Genomic DNA, 22206 nt, shown 5'->3' with positions numbered 1-22206 from the left:
TAGAGCAGCCTCACAATTTGGCACGCACCGACGGCCGCGCAAGTAACTCGCCCAGTACGCGAATAGCGTCGTCGATCCTGGGACTCCACGGATGACCAAAGTTAAGCCGCACATAATGCTCGAATGCGTGCGTGGCAGAAAAGATCGGGCCCGGGGCAAGGCTGATGCCTTGTTCGATTGCAAGGCGATGCAGCTCCATTGCGTCGATCGCTTCGGGAAGTTCGAGCCAGAGAAAATATCCGCCGCTCGGATGCGTGCGGCGTACCCCGTGGGGTAGCCAGCGCCGGATAGCGTTATCCATTTCACCGAGTTGCTGGCTCAATGCTGCGCGCAATTTTCGAAGGTGCTTGTCGTAGCCCCCATGCTGAAGATAGTCGGCCATACCGGCCTGTACCGGAATGCTGGCCGACAGCGTCGTCATCAATTTCAGCCGCTGCACTTTGTCGGTGAATCGTCCTGCCGATGTCCACCCGATTCTGTACCCCGGCGCGAGCGTCTTCGAAAACGAACTGCAGTGCATCACGAGTCCGTGTTTATCGAACGCCAATGCCGGCAACGGATACTCGGGCTGAAAGTGCAACTCGCCGTAGACGTCGTCTTCGATCAACGGTACTTCGTGCTGCGCGAGCAATTCGACGAGGGCCTTTTTCTTCTCAAGCGAGAGCGTCACCCCGGTCGGGTTTTGAAAGTTCGTCATGAACCAGCACGCGCGGATTGGATGTTTCTTCAAGGCGTCGGCGAGTGCGTCGAGATCGAGGCCGGTCACCGGATCGACCGGGATTTCGACGGCCCGCAAGTCCAGCCGTTCAATAGCCTGAAGTGCGGCGTAGAAACCGGGAGACTCGACGGCGACCACGTCGCCAGGCCGGGTGACCGCCATCAGGCACAGGTTCAATGCCTCCAGCGCACCGTTGGTAATGACGATCTCCTCGATGGGCTGCGATATACCCATGCCCATGTAACGCATGGCGATCTGGCGGCGCAGGTGTTCATTGCCCGGTGGCAAATCGACCACGGTGCTCCACGGGCTGAGCAGCCGCGAGGCTTGTGCGAGCGACTTCGCAAGACGCGGTAGCGGGAAAAGAAGAGGGGAAGGGAAGGCGGAACCCAGCGGCACGATGCCCGGCGTTTTTGCCGCGTCCAGCACGGAAAACACCAGGTCACTGATGTCGACCTTGCGCGATTCGGCAAGGGCCGCCGTACGAGGCGTTCGTGCGGCGGTGACACTCGCGCCGGGGGCCACGTAATAACCGGAGCGTTCCTGCGCGCGCACCAGGCCCCATTCTTCAAGCAGGTAGTACGCACGAAACACCGTGGATTGACTCACGCCGTGTTGCGCGATGATCTGGCGCAGCGAGGGCATGCGCGAGCCGACCGCGATGCTGCCCGAGCGAATTTCAGCCGCCATTGCGTTGGCCAGTATTTCGTATCTGTTCATCGGCTCTCAATGTCCCTGCGTTTGTTCCTGCGCTTGTTCCTACGTTTGTCCCTGCACCACCCAACTGCTTCGTTAAAAAATCGTCATCTGCTGCTATGGCAATGCCTGCCATTTTCTTATGCTTCGTATCAGAAGGAAAGCGTCGTCGCGTGATGCCATTGTGGCTGATTGTCCGCGGTCCCAATCATTTTGTACGCGGTTCTTGGAAGCTAGCTCGAATTGACTATCGAAACTTCATCGTATGCGAGTGCGACCCGTCGCGTTCGACCATCGGCTATTCGCGAGTTGTTTTCGCTGTTGTCCAGACCCGATGTCATTTCGCTCGCCGGCGGTTTCCCAAGCCCGGCTGCACTCGATCTGAACGGGCTGCGCGGCGCCACCGAGCGTGCACTCATCTCATCGCTTGCGACTGCGTTTCAGTATGGCAAAAGCGAAGGTCATGAGCCGCTCAGGGAATTGATCGCCCAGCGGGCGAAGACGAAGGGCATGAAGCTCGACGCATCGGATCTTCTCATTACGACGGGGTCTCAACAGGCGATCGATCTGATTACACGCGTGCTGGTTGATCCCGGCGACCGGGTAGTGGTCGAGGCACCGACCTATCTCGGTGCGCTGCAAACCTTCCAGTTTCAAGGCGCTGACGTGCTGCCCGTGCTGACCGATCACGAAGGGGTGAGGGTGGACGAATTGGAAGCGATGCTCGTGCGGCATCGGCCGAAGTTGCTGTATCTGATTCCGAACTTTGCCAATCCGACGGGCTACGTGATGTCTTTACGGCGCCGCAAGCAAGTGCTGGCGCTGGCGAAGACTCACCGTTTTTTCATTGTCGAAGACGATGCATACGGGGAGCTCTATTTCCACGAACCACCTCCGCCGTCGCTATTTGCGTTGGCCAATGAAGAAGAGCGCCAGTGGGTGATTCATCTGGCGAGCTTTTCGAAAATACTTGCGCCCGGGCTTCGGCTCGCATGGCTCTCAGCGCCAGCGGAACTCTTGCGCCATGTGGTCGTCGCGAAGCAACTGGGCGACACCCACGCCTCGACTCTGTCGCAACTTGTTGCCTTCCACTACCTGAATGCGGGGTCGCTCGAGCCTTCGCTCAGCCGCATGCGGCGCTTCTATGAAAATCAGGCCCGCGCGATGCAGCGCGCGATCAAGGCGGAACTGAGCGGTACGCCATTCAACGCGATGCATCCCGAGGGCGGCATGTTCTATTGGGCCGATCTTCCGTTCGTGGACACAACGGCGATGCTGCGCAACGCGATCGATGAGCACGGCGTGGCTTACGTGCCCGGCGCACCGTTTTACGCCGGGCATCCCGAGCGCACGCGTTTGCGGTTGTCGTTTGCCAGTGCATCGGTCGAGCAGATTGGCGAGGGTATCCGGCGTCTCGCACGCTGTATCCGGTGGGAGCGCGTCGAGGCATCGAATCAGATGACGCGGGCGGAGCAATTGCCATGACAGACTCGTCATTGTTGCGGGGATCAATCGTGGCGTTGCTCACGCCGATGACCGCCGATGAGAAAATCGATTTCCCGCACTCGAACGGCTCATCGATCTGCATGTGGACGCGGGCACGAGCGCGATCGTGGTTGCGTCGACAACAGGGGAAGGGCCAACGCTCACGTTCAAAGCCGACACGAATCCTCTCCCGGAGAAGTGGCTCGCGCACCGGATCGGATGGATGAATGCGACGTTGCGCTTGTCCCTTGTCATTCCCCTGGAACTCTCTCGCCGTCTTTCCGGCAGCGATACGCTCGCCGCTTGTGCAGCGTTGCTTGGTCACTAGCGCCAACATTCAAATCAACACGAATAGTCGGGTTCAGCGTCTATTTTCAAAGCACTCCCGATTGTTTCGCCAACTCTGGATCATGAATAAAAATGAGTGATATGACCTCCGATATCGTTGTTGAACACCACGACGCTCACGATATTCCCGTCGGTTGGCGTCGATGGTTATTCGCGACCAATCACAAGGACATTGGCACGCTATATCTCCTGCTCTCGATCATCAACCTGATGATCGGCGGCGTGATGGCGCTGATGATTCGCGCGGAATTATTCGAGCCCGGCCTCCAGATCATGCGGCCGGAGTTCTTCAACCAGTTGTCGACCGAGCATGGGCTCATCATGATCTTCGGGGCGGTCATGCCCGCTTTCGTCGGTCTTGCCAACTGGATGATTCCGCTGCAGATCGGGGCATCCGACATGGCGTTTGCCCGGATGAACAATTTGAGCTTCTGGCTTCTGCCTGTGTCCAGCGTGTTGTTGATCGGCTCGTTCTGGGTACCCGGCGGCGCACCAGCCGCAGGATGGACCATGTATGCGCCGCTTTCCACGCAGATGGGACCCGGGATGGACCTGTCCATCTTCGCAATTCATCTGGCCGGCGCGTCCTCGATCATGGGTGCGATCAATATCATCGTAACGATCCTCAACATGCGCGCGCCCGGCATGACCTTGATGAAGATGCCGATGTTCGCGTGGACATGGCTCATTACCGCGTTTTTGCTGATCGCAATCATGCCCGTGCTGGCTGGCGCGGTGACCATGCTGCTGTTTGACCGGCACTTCGGCACGTCGTTTTTCAACGCGGCGGGCGGCGGAGATCCGGTCCTGTACCAGCACATTTTCTGGTTCTTCGGTCACCCCGAGGTCTACGTCATGATCCTGCCGGGTTTCGGGATGGTGTCTCAAGTGATTCCGGCGTTCTCCCGCAAGCCTTTGTTCGGCTATGCCTCGATGGTGTATGCCACATCATCCATCGGCATTCTCTCCTTCATGGTCTGGGCGCATCACATGTTCGTGACCGGCATGCCCGTGACCGGCCAACTGTTCTTCATGTACGCAACCATGACGATCGCTGTCCCGACTGGCGTGAAGGTGTTCAACTGGATCGCAACGATGTGGCGCGGTTCGCTCACCTTCGAAACGCCCATGCTCTTTGCGATGGGGTTTATCTTTGTGTTTGTCGTAGGGGGACTGACCGGTGTGACGCTCGCCATGGCGCCGTTGAATGTGGCCTTGCATGGCACCTACTACATCATTGCGCACTTTCACTATGTGATGGTGGCGGGTTCGCTCTTTAGTATCTTTGCCGGCTGGTACTACTGGGTGCCGAAATGGACCGGCTACATGTATAACGAACTGCGCGGGAAGATTCATTTCTGGGGATCGATGATCTTATTCAACGTCACGTTCTTTCCGATGCATTTCCTGGGACTGGCCGGCATGCCGCGACGCTATGCCGACTACCCCGCGCAGTTCACGGACTTCAACCAGATCGCGACGATCGGTGCATTCGGCTTCGGTCTTTTGCAGGTCTACTTCCTGTTCTGGGTAGCGTTGCCGACCTACCGAGGGACGGGGCAGGTACGCGCCGACGCGAAACCGTGGGATGGTGCCGAAGGTCTGGAGTGGACATTGCCAAGCCCCGTGCCGTTTCATTCCTTTGAAACACCTCCTCACGTTGAATAACGCTGGTAAAAGGCGCATGGGCGGAAAGGAGGTTTTGTCGCAGTAAGGACCCAAGCGCCAACGAGATCGATATGCCTGGAACTCGTTATGCTGCCGATGAGCAAAATCGGCCAGCGGTTGACCGATGGGTTCCGGGAGCGCAATTCATCGGTCCTTTGGCGATTGTATGCACCCTGGCGGCAGGGCGTGGCGGGCACATCTCCCGTCAATTTGTTAATCTCGCATCGAGATACCTATCCCCCATGACGCTAGGAGCATTGAGCATGAGCAATTCGTCCGATTACGTGCCGCCGAAGGTTTGGACCTGGAACAAGGATAGCGGCGGCCGCTTCGCGAACATCAACCGCCCGATCGCGGGGCCGACGCACGACAAGGACCTGCCCGTTGGCCGCCATCCTCTCCAGCTCTACTCGTTGGCAACACCGAACGGCGTGAAGGTCACGGTGATGCTTGAGGAACTGTTGGCGCTCGGGCACAGCGGCGCGGAGTACGACGCCTGGTTGATCAAGATCGGCGAGGGTGAACAGTTCGGCAGCGGCTTCGTGGCGGTGAATCCGAATTCCAAAATTCCCGCGCTGCTGGATCGCAGCGGCCCGAAGCCGATCCGGGTCTTCGAGTCCGGCGCGATTCTGCTATACCTTGCCGAAAAATTCGGGGCTTTTCTGCCGACCGAGTCCGGCGCGCGTGCCGAGTGCCTGTCATGGCTGTTCTGGCAGATGGGAAGCGCACCCTATCTGGGCGGAGGCTTCGGCCATTTCTATGCCTACGCTCCGACGAAGATCGAATATGCGATCGACCGGTTCGCGATGGAAACGAAGCGTCAGCTCGACGTGCTCGACAAGCAGCTCGCGGTCAACGAATACCTGGCGGGCAGTGAGTACACGATTGCCGATATGGCCGTCTGGCCCTGGTATGGTGGCTTGGCAAAGGGCTGGCTTTACGGGGCGGCCGAGTTTCTGGCGGTGCAGGACTACAAGCATGTTCAACGCTGGGCGGATGCGATCGGGGAACGCCCGGCCGCGCGGCGTGGACGCATGGTTAACCGCGTATTTGGGGAGCTTTCAAGTCAATTGCATGAGCGCCATGACGCCGCCGACTTCGAAACCAACACGCAGGACAAGCTGACCGCGCAGAAATAGCCGCCCCTTGTGGTGGCATTGGGTTGTCCCGTCGGGCTGACGAGCGCCAAGGGCTGTTAGCAGCGGTTCCCGCAAGCGCGAGCCTGATTCATAAGAGGGCAGACCTGCGCGCTGCGTCTGCTGCGGTGGCGCGATGGTGATATCGTCGCCTGCTGTGATTGTTCCCACCACCGAACTTTTGACGAGAAAGGCTGAACATGAGTGAGCCGATTACTGAGTCTATTACTGAGCCCATTACGACGAGCGATGACGTACCGGACGCCGGAACTCTGCATGCGCTGCTACGCGACCGCTACGGCGCTTCGTGGTTGCCGACGCCCAATGCGACGGATACGCCCGTTAGCGATGTGATCGAAACCTTGCTGAGCCACCGGTCGGTGCGTGCCTATTCGGACCAGCCGCTGCCGGCCGATGTTCTTCAGACGGTCCTGGCGGCGGCACAGTCCGCGGCCAGTTCGTCGAACCTGCAGGCGTGGAGCGTGGTGGCCGTACGCGATGCCGCCCGCAAGCAGCGCCTTTCCGTTTGCGCGGGCAATCAGAAGCACGTGGCGGCGGCGCCCCTGCTGCTGGTGTTTATCGCGGACCTGTCGCGTCTGCGCCGCATCTCCGATGCTGGCGGGACGAATGCTGGTGGTCTCGACTATCTCGAAGCTTTCCTTGTCGCGGTGGCCGATGCGGCTTTCGCGGCGCAAAATGCGGTCGTGGCGCTCGAATCGCTGGGCCTGGGCTGCTGCTATATCGGGGGCATGCGCAACAAGCCGGAGGACGTTGCAGCGGAATTGGGGTTGCCGCCCGAAGCGTTTGCGGTGTTCGGGCTGACCATCGGCTATCCGGACCCCGCGGTCAAGACGGACATCAAGCCGCGCTTGCCTCAGCGCGTGATCATGCATCTGGAGCGCTATCAGCAGGAATCCGTTGAAGCGTTGGCGGACTACGATGCATCGATGAACGCGTTCCAGCGCCTGCAGCAGTTGCCTGAACTGGACTGGACCGCGCAGGCCTCAAGCCGCATGCGGGGTCCCGAGGCGCTATCCGGGCGTGATCGGCTCGTGAGCGCCTTGCGGACGCTCGGGTTCGGACTGAAATAGATCGGAAAGACCCAGGAGAACGACAGTACGAGTCAGCAGCGTGAGCAGTTCGGAATTCTGTGACCGGTGCCATTGCTGATACCGGTAGAGCGGTTCGATCGCTCCAGCCGCTGACTCATAATCGCGGCGCCTTCGCAGCGGCGAGGTTATGGCTGGCCTTCGCATTTGGCTTCGATACCGGGATGGTTCGGACACTTTCCCGGGCGGTACATCGCCCTGCAAAAACCTGATTTTACGGGTACCATCGCCTCGCGAATGCTCGCGTACGAGGATCGGGTGGTTCTCCGTTCACGTGATGACCCGACACCTGCGCGGACAGCGTGCCGGATGCGCCTGCGGTTTCGTGGCATCATCGTGTGCACCTTCTCACCGCTGCAGGAGCGCACGCCATGGCGACTTATATTGTCTTCACACGAGAAAGCACGCAGGATCAGGGCGAACTCGACATCTATCAAAGCAAGGTCGGGGAGACCTTCAAAGGTCACTCGGTCAAGATTCTTGCCGCCTACGGACCTCAGCAGGTGCTCGAGGGTGACGCGCCGGAGGGCGTCGTGATCGTGGAATTTCCGTCCACGGCGGCCGCCCGGGCGTGGTATGACAGTCCGGCTTATCAGCACGTCGCGCAGCACCGCTTCAAGGGGGCGCGCTATCGCGCTGTTCTCGTCGAAGGCGTATGACGAAACCCGGCGACGATTGAGCCCGTCTTTGCGCCGCATGCTCCAGGCTAGTGTGCCGTGAAGATTTGTGATGAACGATCGAAGGGCAAGCACGCAAAAAGGCAGCTTTGCGAACGGTCAGGCCATGCCGTATTTTCCCTACGGCTGAAAATGCCTCCTCACGGAACTCGACCGCGACGCACGAGGCGGTCGCGCGTACGCAAAACGCGACGATTGGCGGCATCGGCCAGGTGTGGACATATCTGCGCCTTGGCCTTGGATTACTTCGGGCGAGCGCGTGGACTCGCGTGAACTCGCGTGAACTTGAAGAAAAGATAGCTCTCGTCAACCTACAGGTAGGGTAGTTGTGGATATTTTTTATTATTGGAAGAACTACGCGTCGGATATGAAAGAAGGGCGCGTAGGAACATTGGGTTCAGAGGGTGACAAGCTGGAAGAATTGAAGCAGCGGCTCCCTCGAAAAGTTTGGACTTTCGTGACCCCCAAAGGCATGAAGGGCAAGCTTCAGGTGGTGGGTTCATTTCTTATCACCGAGACGAAACCTGATACGTTTGTCCCGAAGTGGAAGCACAACCTGTTCTACGATGCTGCGTCGCCGAAATCAGTTCTCTACACCAATGCGGCAACATCTGAACGCATCAAAGAGGTGAGCGACTACTTCAACAACCGGTTCAATTCGGCCGTTCGCTCAAATTTTCAGGGTGACAGGGGAGTGATAGAGATGGAAGCAGATGTCGTGCGCGGCTTCGAAAAACTCGTGCAGGGCTATGAGACCGTCCAGTTCATGGAAGGTTTGAGCAAGTAGGGCATCGCTCAGACCCTTGCTGCGTATGGGCTGTGCGCGTCCGACCTTAAACCAGTTCGGGTAGCGGCTGCGCACCGTACCGCGCCTGAGCGCCCGTGCCGCAGCGCGACACCTCAGGCAGCCTCAGGCCATCCAGGGCCTTACATCATGAACCGACAAGCACACGTCTCATGTCCCGACTGGGTGCGGCGTGCCGAGCCGATAGAAGGTGTCGAGCGCATCGAAGCGTGGTTTCACGGCAAGGCGTATGCCATGCATCGCCACGATACCTATGCGATTGGCCGCACGCTCGCCGGCGTCCAGAGTTTCAGCTATCGGCGCAGCCAGCGAAACAGCCTGCCCGGCAACACGATCGTGCTGCACCCCGATGAGGCTCACGACGGTCAGGCGGGCACCGACGAAGGGTTCCGGTACCGGATGATCTACATTGAACCGGCGCTCTTTCAGGAAGTCCTCGGCGGACGCGCGCTACCGTTCCTGGAGGGTGGCGTGACGACCGATCCGCGCCTTGCGGTGGCCACTGCGAGATTGCTGCTGCACATGGGTTATACGCTCGAACCGCTCGAACAGAGCGACGCGCTCGCCGAACTGGCGCATGCGCTTGCCGCCGTTGCCGGCACGCCCGTACGACGCTCGAAAGGCGACTTCCTCGCGGCGCGGCGCGCACGCGACTATCTGCACGCGAACTGCGCGCGCGTCGTTACGCTTGACGAACTCGAAGCGGCGACGGGCCGTGATCGCTGGAGCCTCTCGCACGACTTTCGCACGTTCTATGGCACGAGCCCCTACCGTTATCTGACGATGCGGCGCCTCGATGCGGTGCGCCGCATGCTGCTCGCTGGCACCTCGCTCGCTCAGGCCGCGGCGGCTGCGGGTTTCGCGGACCAGAGCCACATGACGCGACACTTCTCGACCACATTCGGACTGACGCCGGGGCGCTGGCTCCGTGTCGCCGGTGGCGTCCAGCGCGGCTAAAACACCCACGATCGTTCAATACGGCCGCAAGGAGCATGCGTATCCTCGACGCATTGGCCCTTTATTGGCCCTTTATTGCCCCTTCAACGGAGAGAACAATGTCCCAATCCTCGAACCCCACCACCACGCCCGCCGAGCGCGGCCAGTGTCAGACCATCGACCTGGCGGGCAAGATCGCGCAGATCAATGAGCACTGGCAACCGCGCGTCGTCGCTGAAATGAACGACTATCAGTTCAAGGTCGTGAAGGTCGAGGGCGAGTTCCCGTGGCACCGGCATGCCGATACCGACGAAACGTTTGTTGTGCTCGAAGGCGAGTTGCGTATCGACGTTCGCGGGGGGCCTTCGGGCGACGATACGATCGTCCTGCGCGCCGGTCAGATGGCCGTGGTGCCGAAGGGCATCGAGCATAGGCCCCGTGCCAACGCAGAAGTGAAGATGCTGCTGATTGAGCCGAGAGGCGTGGTGAACACGGGCGATGGCGCGAAGGGCGAGCGTACTGTCGAGAACGACCAGTGGATTTAAAGGCGGCCCCTGGCGTATGCCGGTTGAGATGTTGTTAGAGCGGGCGAGTCTGCGGAGGTGCGATTGTCGTCGATTTGAGCGCGTCAGTTCCACGCCTCCTTCAGGCCGGCTTTTGCCTGTCACTCACCTGCGCCGTTCCCGAACATCTGACCGTCTGCCTAGTCCGTGACGGCGGCCTTTCTCTGGATGATAGCCTCCTTAGTAAAATATAAAATACCCGTCATACTCGGCTTAAACGCATCGGAGCCTGCATTCAGTGGAAGCTTCGATGTTGCAATACGGCGGGATGTACCGAACGGCGGCCAATTTCAGTCGTGACCGTTGTTTCGAGAATCAAATATCGTGATTGCGAGTCCGTCCCTACTCCGCCGTTCGGGCATGAGGACCACTGAGCAGTTTGTTACTGAGACCTGGCTAACGAGCGAAAACCGTCCACGCGACTGGGAAGCCTGGCTTGAAGCGGCGGGTCAACCCACGCTTCGGGCGAGTCGAACCTCACGGTTCGTTTCGCCGCAGGATTACGGGTTTCGGAACTTGTCGGAATGCGGCGTTGCGTGGATCGAGCCCTACGCGTGGCTCAAGCGAACGCTTGAGCAATTGCCGTCTTATTCCGTCAATCGCGTGCATGAGCTCTTGCCGCTCGCCCGTTAAAACACCTCTAAGCATGGACATTCTCGACTCGCTTCGGCAGGCACCCAGTGCCGAGCTATATTGCCTCTATCTCGCTGTCGGAAAAATGCTTGATGATCCCCGACGTATTCTCGAAATACGTCAACGCCTGCATGTGGAGATGGTCGTCAACTAGGGAATTGGCCCATACACATTTCCGTTCGGGTTCCAAGGACGCCGACAACTCATGAAGGCGTTGGTGTGTCGACTATGGCGAATCCCATCGTACGGCAATGGTAATAAAACCCCCCGTCCTGCACGATAAGCAGTAAAGCATTCCCGGGAGATTCGTTGTGGTGAGAGTGCGATGCACCGCCTGGCGTGACGAAGGTGGCAAACCTGGACCAATGCACCGTATTACCGTTGACAATCGAATAACAGGACTCTCCTTCCAATACGAGCGAGATCGCAACTGAGTTGTGTCTATGTGGAATCTGGGAGGTCCCGGCAGCGACCGAATTCAACGCCAACGTCAAACTTGGCGTGATAGTTCCATACTTCGACGACTCCGACGCAAGCATGATCGCCATCGATTTCATGCCATTTTTCATTTCAAGCTTTTTTGCGTCGGCCAACGCCCGATGCATGGCCGCTTGGGGGTAATGCGTAGGCCGGATATGGGATTTGTCGATCGGCGGCGGAAGGGCGCCTTCGTAGGCGAGTTGCGGTTCGTTAGTGCATTGCCATAAGACGGCATTCGCTTTGCCCTCCGCCCAATGCGTCTCCTCGCCCCCGCCAGGCAGTAGAAAAACGTCGCCGCTTTGCCAGCGTATCTGCTCATCACCCCAGGTCGTTACGCCTGCGCCCTGGATGACGTAAAAGATCTCGGATGTCGCGCCGCTCGTCAGCACGAGCGGTGTTCCCGGTTTCAACCTGACGTAGGAAGCAAGCAAAAGCGGGGCCGTTGCTTCTACGTCACCGCCGATGACCGACTTCATATCGCAAGGAATACGTACCGAATCGTCATGCTCGAGGAGTGCCTCGTCGCGCTCCCGGCTGAAGATATGAGCAGGCACCTGCGGGCGCCCCAGGTTGAATCCTTCATCAAGGGTAAGGTATCGGCTTCTATCGACGTATGTTGTCATGGGTTCTCACGGCATTTTGGCGAGATGCAATGTTATGGGTCGACTCTCGAAGCCCGTTCACTCTACGGGAGCGTCATTATTGGTGCTCGTCTTGCGTTGAACGAACGGGCTGCTCGCGAAAATCAAGCAACATGTGGCGTACAAACCCGTCCTGCACTCGCCGTCATTGGCTGACGGGTCATGGTCAATGTAACGACCGCGCCAACCAGGAGGAGAAATCCGGCTATTCCGAACGCCCAGTCATAGCTGCCCGTCATTGCAATGACATAGCCCGTGGCAATGGGTGCCACCAGACCGAAGACATTGCCTCCCAGTACTATGAATGCCGTGGCTTTCCCAACATCGCCCGGGTTGGGAAGAAGGTCGTTCAACAACGCGTAGTTCAGGGCGGAAGTAGACGCGTTGCCGGTCAGCGTAACGCAGAAGATCAGCAGCAGTGCGCTGATGCTCGATGTGAATGGCACAGCAAAAATCGCCATGCCGGCGATTAACGCCAAGGCGACGGCATTTCTGCGGCGACCGGAATTTACCCCGCTTTTCTTGAGATAACGATCGCTCAGGGTGCCGATCAGGATGCAGCCAACCACCGCCGTACCGTAAGGCACAGCCGAGAACGCACCTGTCTTTAGGATACTCATGTGACGGGTTGCCTGAAGATAGCTCGGCAGCCAGGTCAAGAGCAGATATTGCGTGTACGCATTGCATCCTTGCGCAATCGCCAGTCCCCAGAGCGTTCGGGTACGCAGTAGCGACCGGAAACTCGCCATTTCCGTTTCGCCGGTTACGACAGTTCTCGGGCGCTGCTCATCCAGTATCTTTGCACGTTCGTCCGCCTTGAGCCATCGTACCTTTTCGGGCAAATCGAAGAACACGAGCCATGCCGCAAGCCATACGAAACCGATGCCGCTGGCGACGATGAACGAGGCCCGCCATCCATACAGAGCGATCAATGAGCCGAGCATGATCGAGCAGAAGGCCGGCCCGGAATACGAGCCGCCGGTGAAGAGCGATGTCATGATGCCGCGCTCCTTCACCGGGATCCACTGACGTATCACCTTCGCCCCGATCGGGTTGCTCGTCGATTCTCCCGCTCCCATGATCAGCCGTGAAGCGAAGAGGGTGACAATGCTGGTGGACAGGCCTGTCAACGCAGTCGCGAGAGACCAGACAAATACCCCCCAAGCCGCCATCCGCTTCGCACCGAAACGGTCGATCATGATTCCCATCGGCAGGAGCAACAGGGCGTAGCTCCAGATGAAGGAAGAAAAGAGGTACCCCATGGCAATTGAAGACAGATGGAATTCCTTGGCCAACGGAGTGGCGGCCATCGACAGAGCAACGCGATCCATGTAGTTGATCATCGCGAGCGTAAACAAGAATACAGCGATCCAACCCCGACGAAACGACATCATGATTTCCAGTTGGTTGACGGCGAAATTGTTGCCGCCGGAAGGGGCAAGTGACGAAGCGTCCGAGCGTTAACGCTTTGGCGAGGATGGCCTTGTCGAAGCCCGTAGGCGATATGGACATTGTATGGGGACCGTGTAATTCGTGATCCATGCCGCATCGTCATTGTCCGGTCAGGCAAGGTCGTGGCCCGCTGCATGAGCGAGGCATTCGCGTCGGAATGCGTATGCCAGAGAAAGCATGAATTTTCCAATTAGATATCCTTTGTATTGATGTGGTCGCACTCATTGGCCACATTCATTGGCCGCACTCGGTGCGCGCATTTGACCCGCGTTATAACACTATGGAAGCTGCGGCGATCGCTTCGCTAGCCGCAGCAATGCACAGCTTTTTTTGCTGGTGGAATTGCAGCCGACTTTACGTGCGGGTTCAAGGCATGTCAATTTGTGAAAACAGCAGGTACGGCACTTTTGCCGGTGCCAATAAGTCCGCCTTTCAGCGGGATTTCCGGCCGCTGCGGTCGCGGCGATTTTTTGCAAAGGCATGCCGGCTAAGGAGATGCCAGCCGTCCGGGCCAAGGGAGCGAACCCGTGGCCTTCGTCATTGCTGACTCGCAGGCATGACTGTTCGGATTTCGGAAGGGTAATACGTGGAGGCATTCCGATCGGACAGGCCTCTTGATGTCGGAATGCAGGTGAAGAGAGGATCTCAAGATATTAATGAACAGGTGTCATCTCTGTTCGGATTTCACCCGGCGCAATCGCTGCGCGACTGCAAGCTATAGTTGGCGCAGTCAGTTATCTCTCGTCTTATTCAACGGTCGCACCGCTCACTTCCAGGATGATGAACATGTTCACCTTGCAACTCTTGATCAATGGCAAATGGCGAAACTCGAGCAATGGGGAGACGGCCAGGATCGTCAACCCGGCAACCGAACAGGTTGAAGGCGAGTTCCACGTCGCTCAGGATCAGGACCTCGATGAAGCGGCCGAGGTAGCGGTAGCGGGATTTGAAAAATGGCGCCGGGTTTCGGCACTCGCTCGCGGCGCAGTGTTGCGCAAGTCTGCGCAACTCATGCGTGAGCGCGCCGCGAGCATCGCGGAATCTATCACCCGGGAAAACGGCAAAACCTTGCAGGAGGCCACGATGGAGGTGACTTCCGCAGCGGACTATCTCGACTGGTTCGCGGAGGAGTCCCGCCGTGCGTTCGGCCGGATCATTCCGGCACGCGCCCCCGGCGTGCGGCAGATGGTAACGAAAGAGCCCATTGGTCCCGTGCTCGCGTTGTCGCCGTGGAACTGGCCTTTGATGACCGCCACGCGCAAGTTGGCGCCGGCACTTGCCGCGGGCTGTTCGGTCATCCTCAAACCCGCTGAGGAAACGCCCTCGGGCGCCGTCGCCCTGGCAAAGATCCTGATGGAAGCCGGCTTGCCTGACGGCGTGCTGAGCGTCGTCTATGGCGTTCCTTCCCACATCTCGCGTCGGCTCATCAACTCTCCCCACATACGCAAGGTATCGTTCACCGGGTCCATCGCAGTAGGCCGATTGTTGGCGGCGCAGGCGGCTCAGGCTCCGAAGCGCATCACGCTGGAGTTGGGTGGCCACGCGCCGGTGATCGTGTTCGACGATGCAGATGTCGACGCCGCGGTGGCGAAGATCATGCCCTTCAAGTTCAGGACTGCGGGCCAGGTGTGCAGTTGTCCGAGCCGCTTCTTCGTACAGGAGGGCGTGTACGAGCGCTTCTTGACGCTGATAAGCGCAGCCAGTGAAAAGCTCAAGGTGGGCAACGGCCTGGAGCCGGGCATGGACATGGGGCCGCTCACCAGCGTGAGGCGCCTCGAGGCGGTGTCAGGGTTCGTCGACAAGGCGCGCGCGCAGGGTGCTCGCGTCGTTACCGGCGGTAATCGGGTTGGACGAACAGGCAATTTCTATGCACCGACCGTTTTGCGAGACGTGCCTCTGGACGCTGCTCTCATGCAGGAAGAGGTCTTCGGCCCGTTAGTGCCAGTGGTGCCGTTCAAGAGCTACGAAGAGGTGGTCAGGCATTCGAATAGCCTGAGCATCGGACTCGCGGCTTATGCCTTCACGCGGTCTCTATCGACGGCGCAAGCCATCTCGGATGACCTTGAAGCCGGGATGGTGGGGGTCAATACCCTTGGCGTCTCGATTCCGGAGGCGCCGTTCGGCGGGATCAAGGACAGCGGTTATGGGCACGAAGGCGGTAGCGAAGGTCTTGAGGCCTACCTGAACACGAAATTCATCGCCCAGGCGTGGCAGTAGTCAAGGACTGCTCAACCGCTATTCCAGGTGACCACATCAGTGGCGGCTATTAGCAAGCGTCTGGCATATCTTAGGTTTGCATGCCTGACGAATCCGTATCTTTAGAAGAAGGGATCACAATGACGAAGCAAATGTCTCTTCCGTTCACCCTCATGCGCGGGGGCACCTCCAAAGGTGTCTTCCTCCGTGAAGGCGATGTTCCGGCGGATCGTGCGAGGCTGGTGCCGCTCATCCTTGATTTGTTTGGAAGTCCAGACCGGCGACAGATAGACGGCATGGGCGGGGCCGACAAACTGACGAGCAAGGTTGCAATCATCGGGAAGCCTATTCGAGCTGAAACCGACTTGACCTATCTATTCGGGCAGGTCGGAGTCTCCGCCGCCGAAGTTGACTTCAAGCCCAATTGCGGCAATCTGACGTCGGCAGTGGCCATGTATGCGATCCAGGAGGGCCTGGTCGCACCGGAAGAAGGGGTCACGACGGTCCGTATTCACAATATCAACACCGACAAGGTCATTCATGCGGAAGTCCAGGTCCGCGGCGGTATTCCCTTGATCGAAGGACAACTGACGATCGGGGGCGTGCCTGGAAGCGGCGCGCCGATTGCATTGGATTTCAGCCGTGCCGCCGGCGCGACCACAGGGAAGCTGCTGCCGCTCGGCGATCCGGCCGTCAACTTGCCTGTACCAGGATACGGGTCGATCGAAGTGACGGTGGTCGATTGTGCGAATCTCGTCGTGTTCGTTGCCGCCGACTCGTTGGGAATGACCGGAACGGAGACTCCCGCCCAAATCGACGGCGATATCGCCCTGGTCGCCCGGATCAATGCAATTCGCAAGGCGGTGGCGCATGAAGTCGGACTGGGCGAGTACTGGGACTCGCGGGTGTCGCCTGCGATACCGCTCTTGATCGCGGTGCAGAAGCCGACCACGTATAAGAAATTTACCGACGGGACGGAAGTCCATGCCGAGTCGATCGACCTCGTGTGCCGGTCATACGCCACCGGCAGCACGGCCCAGGCCCTGGCGACGACGGGCACCGCCTGCACGGGTGCTGCCTGCCGCATAGAAGGTTCGATCCCGTCTCGCTACCTGTCCAAGAGGGCGTTGTCACGGGAGCTGATCGAGATCGGGCATCCGTCGGGCGTCATTGGGGTGGAGGCGCGAGTGGATGAATCGTCGACGGGCCGCACGGTGCATTCCGCGAAAATCCTGCGTACCGCGCGACGTCTCGCGGACGGGACCGTGTACCTGAAGCAATCCGGGTATTGATTGCTTCAGGCTGTGAATAGCCTGAAGCAGCATCACTCTCGTTCGCAGACGAGGATCCTCAAGACAGAATATGCCGCGCATTGATGACGCCGCGGCATCGCTGTACGTATCGTCAACGCGTTTATCCACCCGGGCTGCACGAGTAAGCTCATTCTCAATCAACAATCTCAATCGCAGACGGTTTATGGGCATGAACATAGTCGAAAAGATACTGGCTCATGCGAGCGGCAGCGCAGCAGTGGGTCCCGATGATCTGGTTGTGACCCAGGTTGAAACCTCGGTGATCATCGACGGGATGTTTGCCCAGGGAGCGTGGCGCGAAATTCTTCACGTCGCCGATCCTTCGAAAGTCGTGATCGTGTATGACCACCTGGTACCCGCTTCGTCGGCGAGCAGCGCCGCAGCCCACGGCGTCGGCCGGCAGTTCGCCAGTCGCTTTGGCGTAACGCGTATGCACGACGTGGGTTTCGACCAGGGCATCAGTCACGTCATTGTCAGCGACTACGCCTATGCCTTGCCGGGTACCGTCATGGTGAACGGGGATTCTCACGCGTGCGGGGCGGGGGCATTCAATTGCGCGGCCCGAGGCGTTGGATTTCCCGACCTGTACCTGGCCATCACGAAAGGGGAAGCGTGGTTCCGGGTCGGAGAGACTGTTCGCTACAACCTGCATGGCGTCTTGGGGCCCGGCGTATCGGCCAAGGACGTTTTTCTTCACATTGCCGGGCGCTACGGTGGTCACGTCAACCAGAACATTGAATTCGGCGGCCCTGGAATGGCTGGCCTGAGCCTGAACGCCCGCCGTACGATCGCAATCATGGGGGCTGAGCTCTCTGCGCAGTTCGTGATATTTGAGCCTGACGACACATTGATCACCTATGTCCGGGAGCGCAACCCGACACCCTTCACTCCGCGCTGGCCGGACTCGGATGCGCAATATAAAGAAGTACGAACCATTGATCTTGCCGAAATCATATCCCTGGTCGCTCTTCCGGACGAGGTAGTCAATAATTCGGTTTCGACGCATGACGCCGCGGGCATACCCATTCATCAGGCGTTCATTGGCTCGTGCGCCAACGGAACCCTCGATGATCTCGCGGTGGCGGCAAGGATCATGCAGGGAAAACGCGTGGCGGCGGGCGTGCGCCTGATCGTCACCCCTGGTTCGCAGGCGATTTTCAGGGCCGCAGTCGATGCGGGTTTCGTCAAAATTCTGATGGACGCCGGCGCCGTGGTTACGCCTGCAACTTGCGGGGCGTGCATCGGCGGACACATGGGCGTGCTCGGACCGAACGAGACTTGCATCACGGCCAGCACCCGAAATTTCAAGGGCCGCATGGGGGACCCGTCAGCGCGCATTTACATGGCCTCGCCGGCCACAGTCGCGGCATCGGCGGTTGCCGGCGTCATCGCAGATCCCTCAGTCTATTTCCAGGGAGAGATGCAGTGATAAGCGGACGGGTCTGGAAATTCGGCGATGACATCAGTACCGATCTCATCATGCCAGGACGGGTGATACGTGAGCCAGTCAGCGTACAGTTGCGCCATGTATTTTCTGCCAATCGTCCGAGCTGGGTCGACGAAATGCGTGCCGGGGACGTGATCGTCGCGGGCCGAAATTTCGGAATGGGATCCGCACGGCCGGCCCCTCGGTCGCTGAGGGAACTCAAGCTGGGATATCTGCTCGCGGAACAGATTAATAGCCTCTTCTTTAGGAACTGTATCAATCTGGGATTTCTGGCGCTGGATTGTCCCGGTGTACTCGGCATATTCGACGAAGGCGATACCGCGGAGTTGTGCCTCGAGCAATGGATCGTGAGGAATCCGCGCACCGGAACGACTCTGAAACCCTTGCCGGTTCCGCCTAGGTTCCTTGCGATGATGCGCGGTGGGGGAATCTTTCCGATGCTTGAAGCCGAAGGGCTGATAAAACCGCTTGCGTCCGATACGACCCGTTAGCGAACCAAGGAAATGGATTTAATCGGGTCGAGCAATTAATAAGGATTACATATGGAATACAGTGTTTTAGTACTGCCTGGTGACGGTATAGGTCCAGAAGTGACCGCGCAGGCGGTCAAGGTGCTGCATGCCCTGGATGGGGGCCGGTCCCGATTCGATATCGTCGAACGGCAGATGGGAATGACGGCGTATGAGCGTGAGGGTGAGGTTCTGTCTGCCGCCACCCTGGATTTGGCGAAGCGCTCCGATGCCATTCTGTTTGGCGCTACCGGTGGCGCTGCCTATGACGCGCTTCCCGCGGAATTGCGCAACAGGACCGGGCTGCGCTTGCTCAGGAAGTCGCTTGGGCTCTTTGCCAATTTCCGGCCGGCATTCATGTTTCCCGAATTGCTCGGCGCCTCGACACTGAAACCCGAGGTTGTCGAAGGATTGGATTTGATGATCCTCCGGGAGCTGAACGGAGACATCTATTACGGTGAGCCGAGAGGCATCGAGACGACCTCATCTGGCGAACGCGTCGGGTTCAACACTATGAGGTACTCCGAATCGGAGATTGCACGGATCGCACATGTCGCATTTCAGACTGCCAGGCAACGGCGGAAGAAAGTCTGCTCTGTGGACAAGGCCAACGTCCTGGAAACCATGGCGCTGTGGCGGGAAGTCGTAACGGAGGTTGGAAAGCGTTACCCGGACGTCGAACTGTCGTTCTTGTATGTCGACGCTGCCGTGATGACCTTGATGCGTTCGCCGAAGCAGTTCGACGTGATGCTGACGCCTAATCTGTTCGGCGACATTCTGTCGGATGCCGCAGCCATGTTGACAGGCTCGATCGGCATGCTTCCGTCTGCCGCCGTGGGACTGAACAGGAAGGGGCTCTACGAACCCGTGCACGGGTGCGCGCCGGACATCGCGGGCATGAATGTGGCGAACCCGCTGGCCGCCATCCTTTCGGCTGCATTGATGCTTCGTCACACGTTCGATTTGGAAGAGGACGCGAAGAAAATCGAACAGGCAGTTAGAACGGTACTGGCCGAGGGGCTGCGAACCCAGGACATTTTCGAAGCAGGATCACACCTAACCGGTACGGCGGAAATGGGCGACGCGGTAGTAGCCGCGCTCTCCAGGGCTTCCAGGACATAAGGAGAGGGTCATGCGTGAAAACCGCGTGCGCACGCTGCTCACAGATAGCAAGCCTGTACTGAATGGATGGCTGATGTTGCCGAGCAGCCTGTCGGCGGAATTGATGGCGCAAGCAGGATTCGATTCGCTGACGGTGGACATGCAGCACGGCATGATTGACTTCCCATGCGCGCTAAGCATGTTGACGGCAATCTCCACCACCTCGGTCACACCGATCGTCAGAGTGCCGTGGCTCGACCCCGGCATCATCATGAAGATGCTGGACGCAGGCGCGTACGGAATCATTTGCCCGATGATCAATTCGCGTGAAGACGCCGAGCTGCTTGTGGCCTCCACACACTATGCGCCGCGCGGGAAACGCAGTTGGGGGCCTTTGCGAGCGGTGCTTTATGCGGGCACGGATTACTTGTCTGGCGCGAACGATACCGTCCTGAACTTCGCCATGATCGAGACGGCGCAGGCGGTGGATCGGATCGACGAAATATGCTCAGTCGAAGGCCTCGACGCGATTTACGTGGGGCCTGGAGACCTAAGCCTGTCGCTTACCGGAAGACCGCAGGCAGACACGATGGAAGGTGAAGTGGGGGACGCCATTCGCTACATTCTTGCTAAAGCGAAGGAGCATGGCGTCTTTCCTTGCACGCACACCTCGAGTCCGCAATTTGCCCGAAAGATGCTCGATCTGGGGTTTCGCTTCGTGACCTGTTCAAACGATTCACGATTGATAACTGCCGGGGCGAACGACGCCGTTGCGCAGATGAAGGTCTGACGCGTTTCACGCGGCCTCGCACGGTTTCTGCGCGGGGCTGACAAGGGTCGATGGCTTTCCAGCCGGGCTTGCAGCAGTGGATGGACGACCGATTGCCCGCCATCGGCGGGCGGGTAACTCGTCAAATTTTAATCATAAAAATGTTGGAGACAGTCGATGAAAAAATCAATAGTAGCCTTCGCGGTGCTCGGCAGTTTCGGCGCGGTGGCGCATGCACAGGGCAGCGTGACCCTATACGGAATCATTGATGAAGCCGCGGTCTATACGTCCAACGTCAAGACCGGCGGAGCCAATACGGCAGCCAGTCCCAACGTTGGGGGCAAGCGGTTTTGGCTCGATTCGACCAATGGCGTCAGCGGCAGCCGCTGGGGCTTGAGAGGGGAGGAGAATCTCGGCGGGGGTTTGTCAGCCGTGTTTCTTTTGGAGAACGCATTCAACCTGAACAACGGCGCGCTCGGAAATGGCGGACTGGAATTCGGCCGCCAGGAGTATGTCGGGTTGAGCGACAAGAGGTACGGAACATTCACCATGGGCCGTCAATACGACCCTATCACGGAGTTTATCGGGCCGGCGACGTTTTCCGATACGATCGGATCGTCATACGCTGCGCTCCCCGGGGATGTAAACGGACAAACCGTCGGTCAGCGCATCAATAATTCGGTGAAGTATCGAAGCCCGGTTTTGTACGGCGTGTCGTTTGAAGCACTCTACGGCTTTGGCGGCGTAGCCGGTTCGGTTGCACGTAACCAGATCTACTCATTCGGACTGGGCTACGCACTGGGTCCGGTGGCTCTGGCAGCTGCCATATTGCACGTCAATCAGCCAAACACATCGTACTTCAGCAACAGCGCCATCGCGGCCGGTTCGCTGGGGACCGCTACGAGCAGCATTACCACAACGAGCACTCCTGTTTTTGGCGGCTATGTTAGCGCTAATTCTTACCAGAGCGCCGACGTGTCGGCGACCTATCAGGTTGGTCCGGCCAAGATCGGCTTGATCTACTCCAATACGAAGTTCAGCGATATGCAGAGTTCGCTGGCGGGGTCCGGGCTGACTCCATCGGCCACCGGTGCACAAGGCACCGCGATCTTCAATGCAATCGAAGCGAACCTGACCTGGCAATGGACGCCGTCGTTCCTGACCGGAGTTGCCTATTCATACACCCGCGGCAGCAGCGTCCGGTTTGGCCGGCTCCTGAGCAACGGTACGCACGATACCGGTGGCGTTACCTACAACCAGGTTTCGGTGTCGGCGCTTTACGCTTTGTCGAAGCGCACGGACCTCACACTCGTGGGCGTCTATCAGATCGCGTCCGGCATCGATTCCACGGGTACTTCCGCCACAGCGGGGCAGTATCTGGCGGGCGGCTCGACAAACAACCGCGAGGCGCTGGTGCGGGCGGGTATCCGCGTCAGGTTCTAGTCGGAGATGTTGGCGTGGCAGATCCCGCGATGCAGTCGAATCACGGATAATCTTTGTCATTGTTGACGGTGGGTCATCATT

At 58.8% G+C, this 22206-nt stretch carries 19 protein-coding genes and 1 pseudogene; 17 read left to right on the top strand and 3 right to left on the bottom strand.

Annotated features, from left to right (window positions below):
* Nucleotides 1–10: 10 nt before the first annotated feature.
* Nucleotides 11–1438, bottom strand: coding sequence for a PLP-dependent aminotransferase family protein (locus ACSQ8V_RS36855; protein WP_436185039.1), 1428 nt, complete (start codon nucleotides 1436–1438; stop codon nucleotides 11–13).
* 219 nt (nucleotides 1439–1657) lie between these two features.
* Between ACSQ8V_RS36855 and ACSQ8V_RS36850 the strand changes: the two genes are divergently transcribed.
* The 10 genes and pseudogenes from ACSQ8V_RS36850 to ACSQ8V_RS36805 all read left to right on the top strand — a co-directional run bounded on the left by ACSQ8V_RS36850 (nucleotide 1658) and on the right by ACSQ8V_RS36805 (nucleotide 10774).
* Nucleotides 1658–2899 carry a PLP-dependent aminotransferase family protein gene (locus tag ACSQ8V_RS36850; RefSeq protein ID WP_436185038.1) on the top strand — a complete coding sequence of 414 codons (1242 nt, stop codon included), beginning with the start codon at nucleotides 1658–1660 and terminating at the stop codon, nucleotides 2897–2899.
* A gap of 85 nt (nucleotides 2900–2984) precedes the next feature.
* Nucleotides 2985–3227: pseudogene (locus ACSQ8V_RS36845) on the top strand (hypothetical protein); the annotation flags it as partial.
* A 92-nt stretch (nucleotides 3228–3319) separates the two neighbouring features.
* A complete protein-coding gene (ctaD, locus tag ACSQ8V_RS36840; protein ID WP_436209116.1) occupies nucleotides 3320–4915 on the top strand; it encodes a cytochrome c oxidase subunit I in 1596 nt (531 codons plus the stop codon).
* Nucleotides 4916–5178: 263 nt separating this feature from the next.
* A complete protein-coding gene (gene yghU / locus ACSQ8V_RS36835) occupies nucleotides 5179–6054 on the top strand; it encodes a glutathione-dependent disulfide-bond oxidoreductase (RefSeq protein WP_436209115.1) in 876 nt (291 codons plus the stop codon).
* A 197-nt stretch (nucleotides 6055–6251) separates the two neighbouring features.
* Entirely contained in the window at nucleotides 6252–7142 is an 891-nt protein-coding gene (locus ACSQ8V_RS36830; protein WP_213763633.1) for an NADPH-dependent oxidoreductase, read from the top strand.
* A gap of 389 nt (nucleotides 7143–7531) precedes the next feature.
* On the top strand, nucleotides 7532–7819 hold the full coding sequence (locus ACSQ8V_RS36825) for a DUF1330 domain-containing protein (protein ID WP_436209114.1): 288 nt from the start codon (nucleotides 7532–7534) through the stop codon (nucleotides 7817–7819).
* A 385-nt stretch (nucleotides 7820–8204) separates the two neighbouring features.
* Nucleotides 8205–8624, top strand: a complete 420-nt coding sequence (locus ACSQ8V_RS36820) for a hypothetical protein (protein WP_218627224.1) — start codon at nucleotides 8205–8207, stop codon at nucleotides 8622–8624.
* Between the two features lie 147 nt (nucleotides 8625–8771).
* Nucleotides 8772–9599, top strand: coding sequence for an AraC family transcriptional regulator (locus ACSQ8V_RS36815; RefSeq protein WP_436185033.1), 828 nt, complete (start codon nucleotides 8772–8774; stop codon nucleotides 9597–9599).
* 98 nt (nucleotides 9600–9697) lie between these two features.
* The gene (locus tag ACSQ8V_RS36810; RefSeq protein ID WP_436185032.1) at nucleotides 9698–10123 is read left to right on the top strand and encodes a cupin domain-containing protein; all 426 of its coding nucleotides are present in this window, start codon (nucleotides 9698–9700) and stop codon (nucleotides 10121–10123) included.
* Nucleotides 10124–10501: 378 nt separating this feature from the next.
* Nucleotides 10502–10774 (top strand): transposase domain-containing protein, encoded by a 273-nt coding sequence (locus ACSQ8V_RS36805; RefSeq protein ID WP_213763628.1) that lies wholly within the window; start codon nucleotides 10502–10504, stop codon nucleotides 10772–10774.
* A 203-nt stretch (nucleotides 10775–10977) separates the two neighbouring features.
* Here ACSQ8V_RS36805 and ACSQ8V_RS36800 read toward each other — a convergent pair whose 3' ends face one another.
* Both ACSQ8V_RS36800 and ACSQ8V_RS36795 read right to left on the bottom strand, forming a co-directional pair.
* Nucleotides 10978–11877 (bottom strand): cupin domain-containing protein, encoded by a 900-nt coding sequence (locus ACSQ8V_RS36800; RefSeq protein WP_436185031.1) that lies wholly within the window; start codon nucleotides 11875–11877, stop codon nucleotides 10978–10980.
* Between the two features lie 122 nt (nucleotides 11878–11999).
* Nucleotides 12000–13253, bottom strand: a complete 1254-nt coding sequence (locus tag ACSQ8V_RS36795; protein ID WP_436209113.1) for an MFS transporter — start codon at nucleotides 13251–13253, stop codon at nucleotides 12000–12002.
* Between the two features lie 880 nt (nucleotides 13254–14133).
* Between ACSQ8V_RS36795 and ACSQ8V_RS36790 the strand changes: the two genes are divergently transcribed.
* The 7 genes from ACSQ8V_RS36790 to ACSQ8V_RS36760 all read left to right on the top strand — a co-directional run bounded on the left by ACSQ8V_RS36790 (nucleotide 14134) and on the right by ACSQ8V_RS36760 (nucleotide 22125).
* The gene (locus ACSQ8V_RS36790) at nucleotides 14134–15564 is read left to right on the top strand and encodes an NAD-dependent succinate-semialdehyde dehydrogenase (RefSeq protein WP_436209112.1); all 1431 of its coding nucleotides are present in this window, start codon (nucleotides 14134–14136) and stop codon (nucleotides 15562–15564) included.
* Nucleotides 15565–15683: 119 nt separating this feature from the next.
* Complete coding sequence (locus tag ACSQ8V_RS36785; RefSeq protein ID WP_436185028.1) at nucleotides 15684–16835, top strand: 2-methylaconitate cis-trans isomerase PrpF family protein; 1152 nt, start codon at nucleotides 15684–15686, stop codon at nucleotides 16833–16835.
* Nucleotides 16836–17025: 190 nt separating this feature from the next.
* On the top strand, nucleotides 17026–18285 hold the full coding sequence (locus ACSQ8V_RS36780; RefSeq protein ID WP_436185027.1) for an aconitase/3-isopropylmalate dehydratase large subunit family protein: 1260 nt from the start codon (nucleotides 17026–17028) through the stop codon (nucleotides 18283–18285).
* Complete coding sequence (locus ACSQ8V_RS36775; RefSeq protein WP_436185026.1) at nucleotides 18282–18794, top strand: 3-isopropylmalate dehydratase; 513 nt, start codon at nucleotides 18282–18284, stop codon at nucleotides 18792–18794. The genes ACSQ8V_RS36780 and ACSQ8V_RS36775 overlap by 4 nt, the downstream gene beginning before the upstream one ends.
* 51 nt (nucleotides 18795–18845) lie before the next feature.
* Nucleotides 18846–19934 carry a 3-isopropylmalate dehydrogenase gene (gene leuB / locus ACSQ8V_RS36770; protein WP_436185025.1) on the top strand — a complete coding sequence of 363 codons (1089 nt, stop codon included), beginning with the start codon at nucleotides 18846–18848 and terminating at the stop codon, nucleotides 19932–19934.
* Between the two features lie 10 nt (nucleotides 19935–19944).
* Nucleotides 19945–20703, top strand: coding sequence for an HpcH/HpaI aldolase family protein (locus ACSQ8V_RS36765; RefSeq protein WP_436185024.1), 759 nt, complete (start codon nucleotides 19945–19947; stop codon nucleotides 20701–20703).
* A gap of 156 nt (nucleotides 20704–20859) precedes the next feature.
* Nucleotides 20860–22125, top strand: coding sequence for a porin (locus ACSQ8V_RS36760; RefSeq protein WP_436185023.1), 1266 nt, complete (start codon nucleotides 20860–20862; stop codon nucleotides 22123–22125).
* The last annotated feature ends 81 nt before the right edge of the window (nucleotides 22126–22206 follow it).

Source organism: Caballeronia sp. LjRoot31 (assembly GCF_964253885.1).
In the GTDB taxonomy this organism is placed as follows: Bacteria; Pseudomonadota; Gammaproteobacteria; order Burkholderiales; family Burkholderiaceae; genus Caballeronia.
The sequence above is the reverse complement of the archived record's forward strand: the minus strand, read 5'-3'. Positions and strand labels throughout refer to the sequence as shown.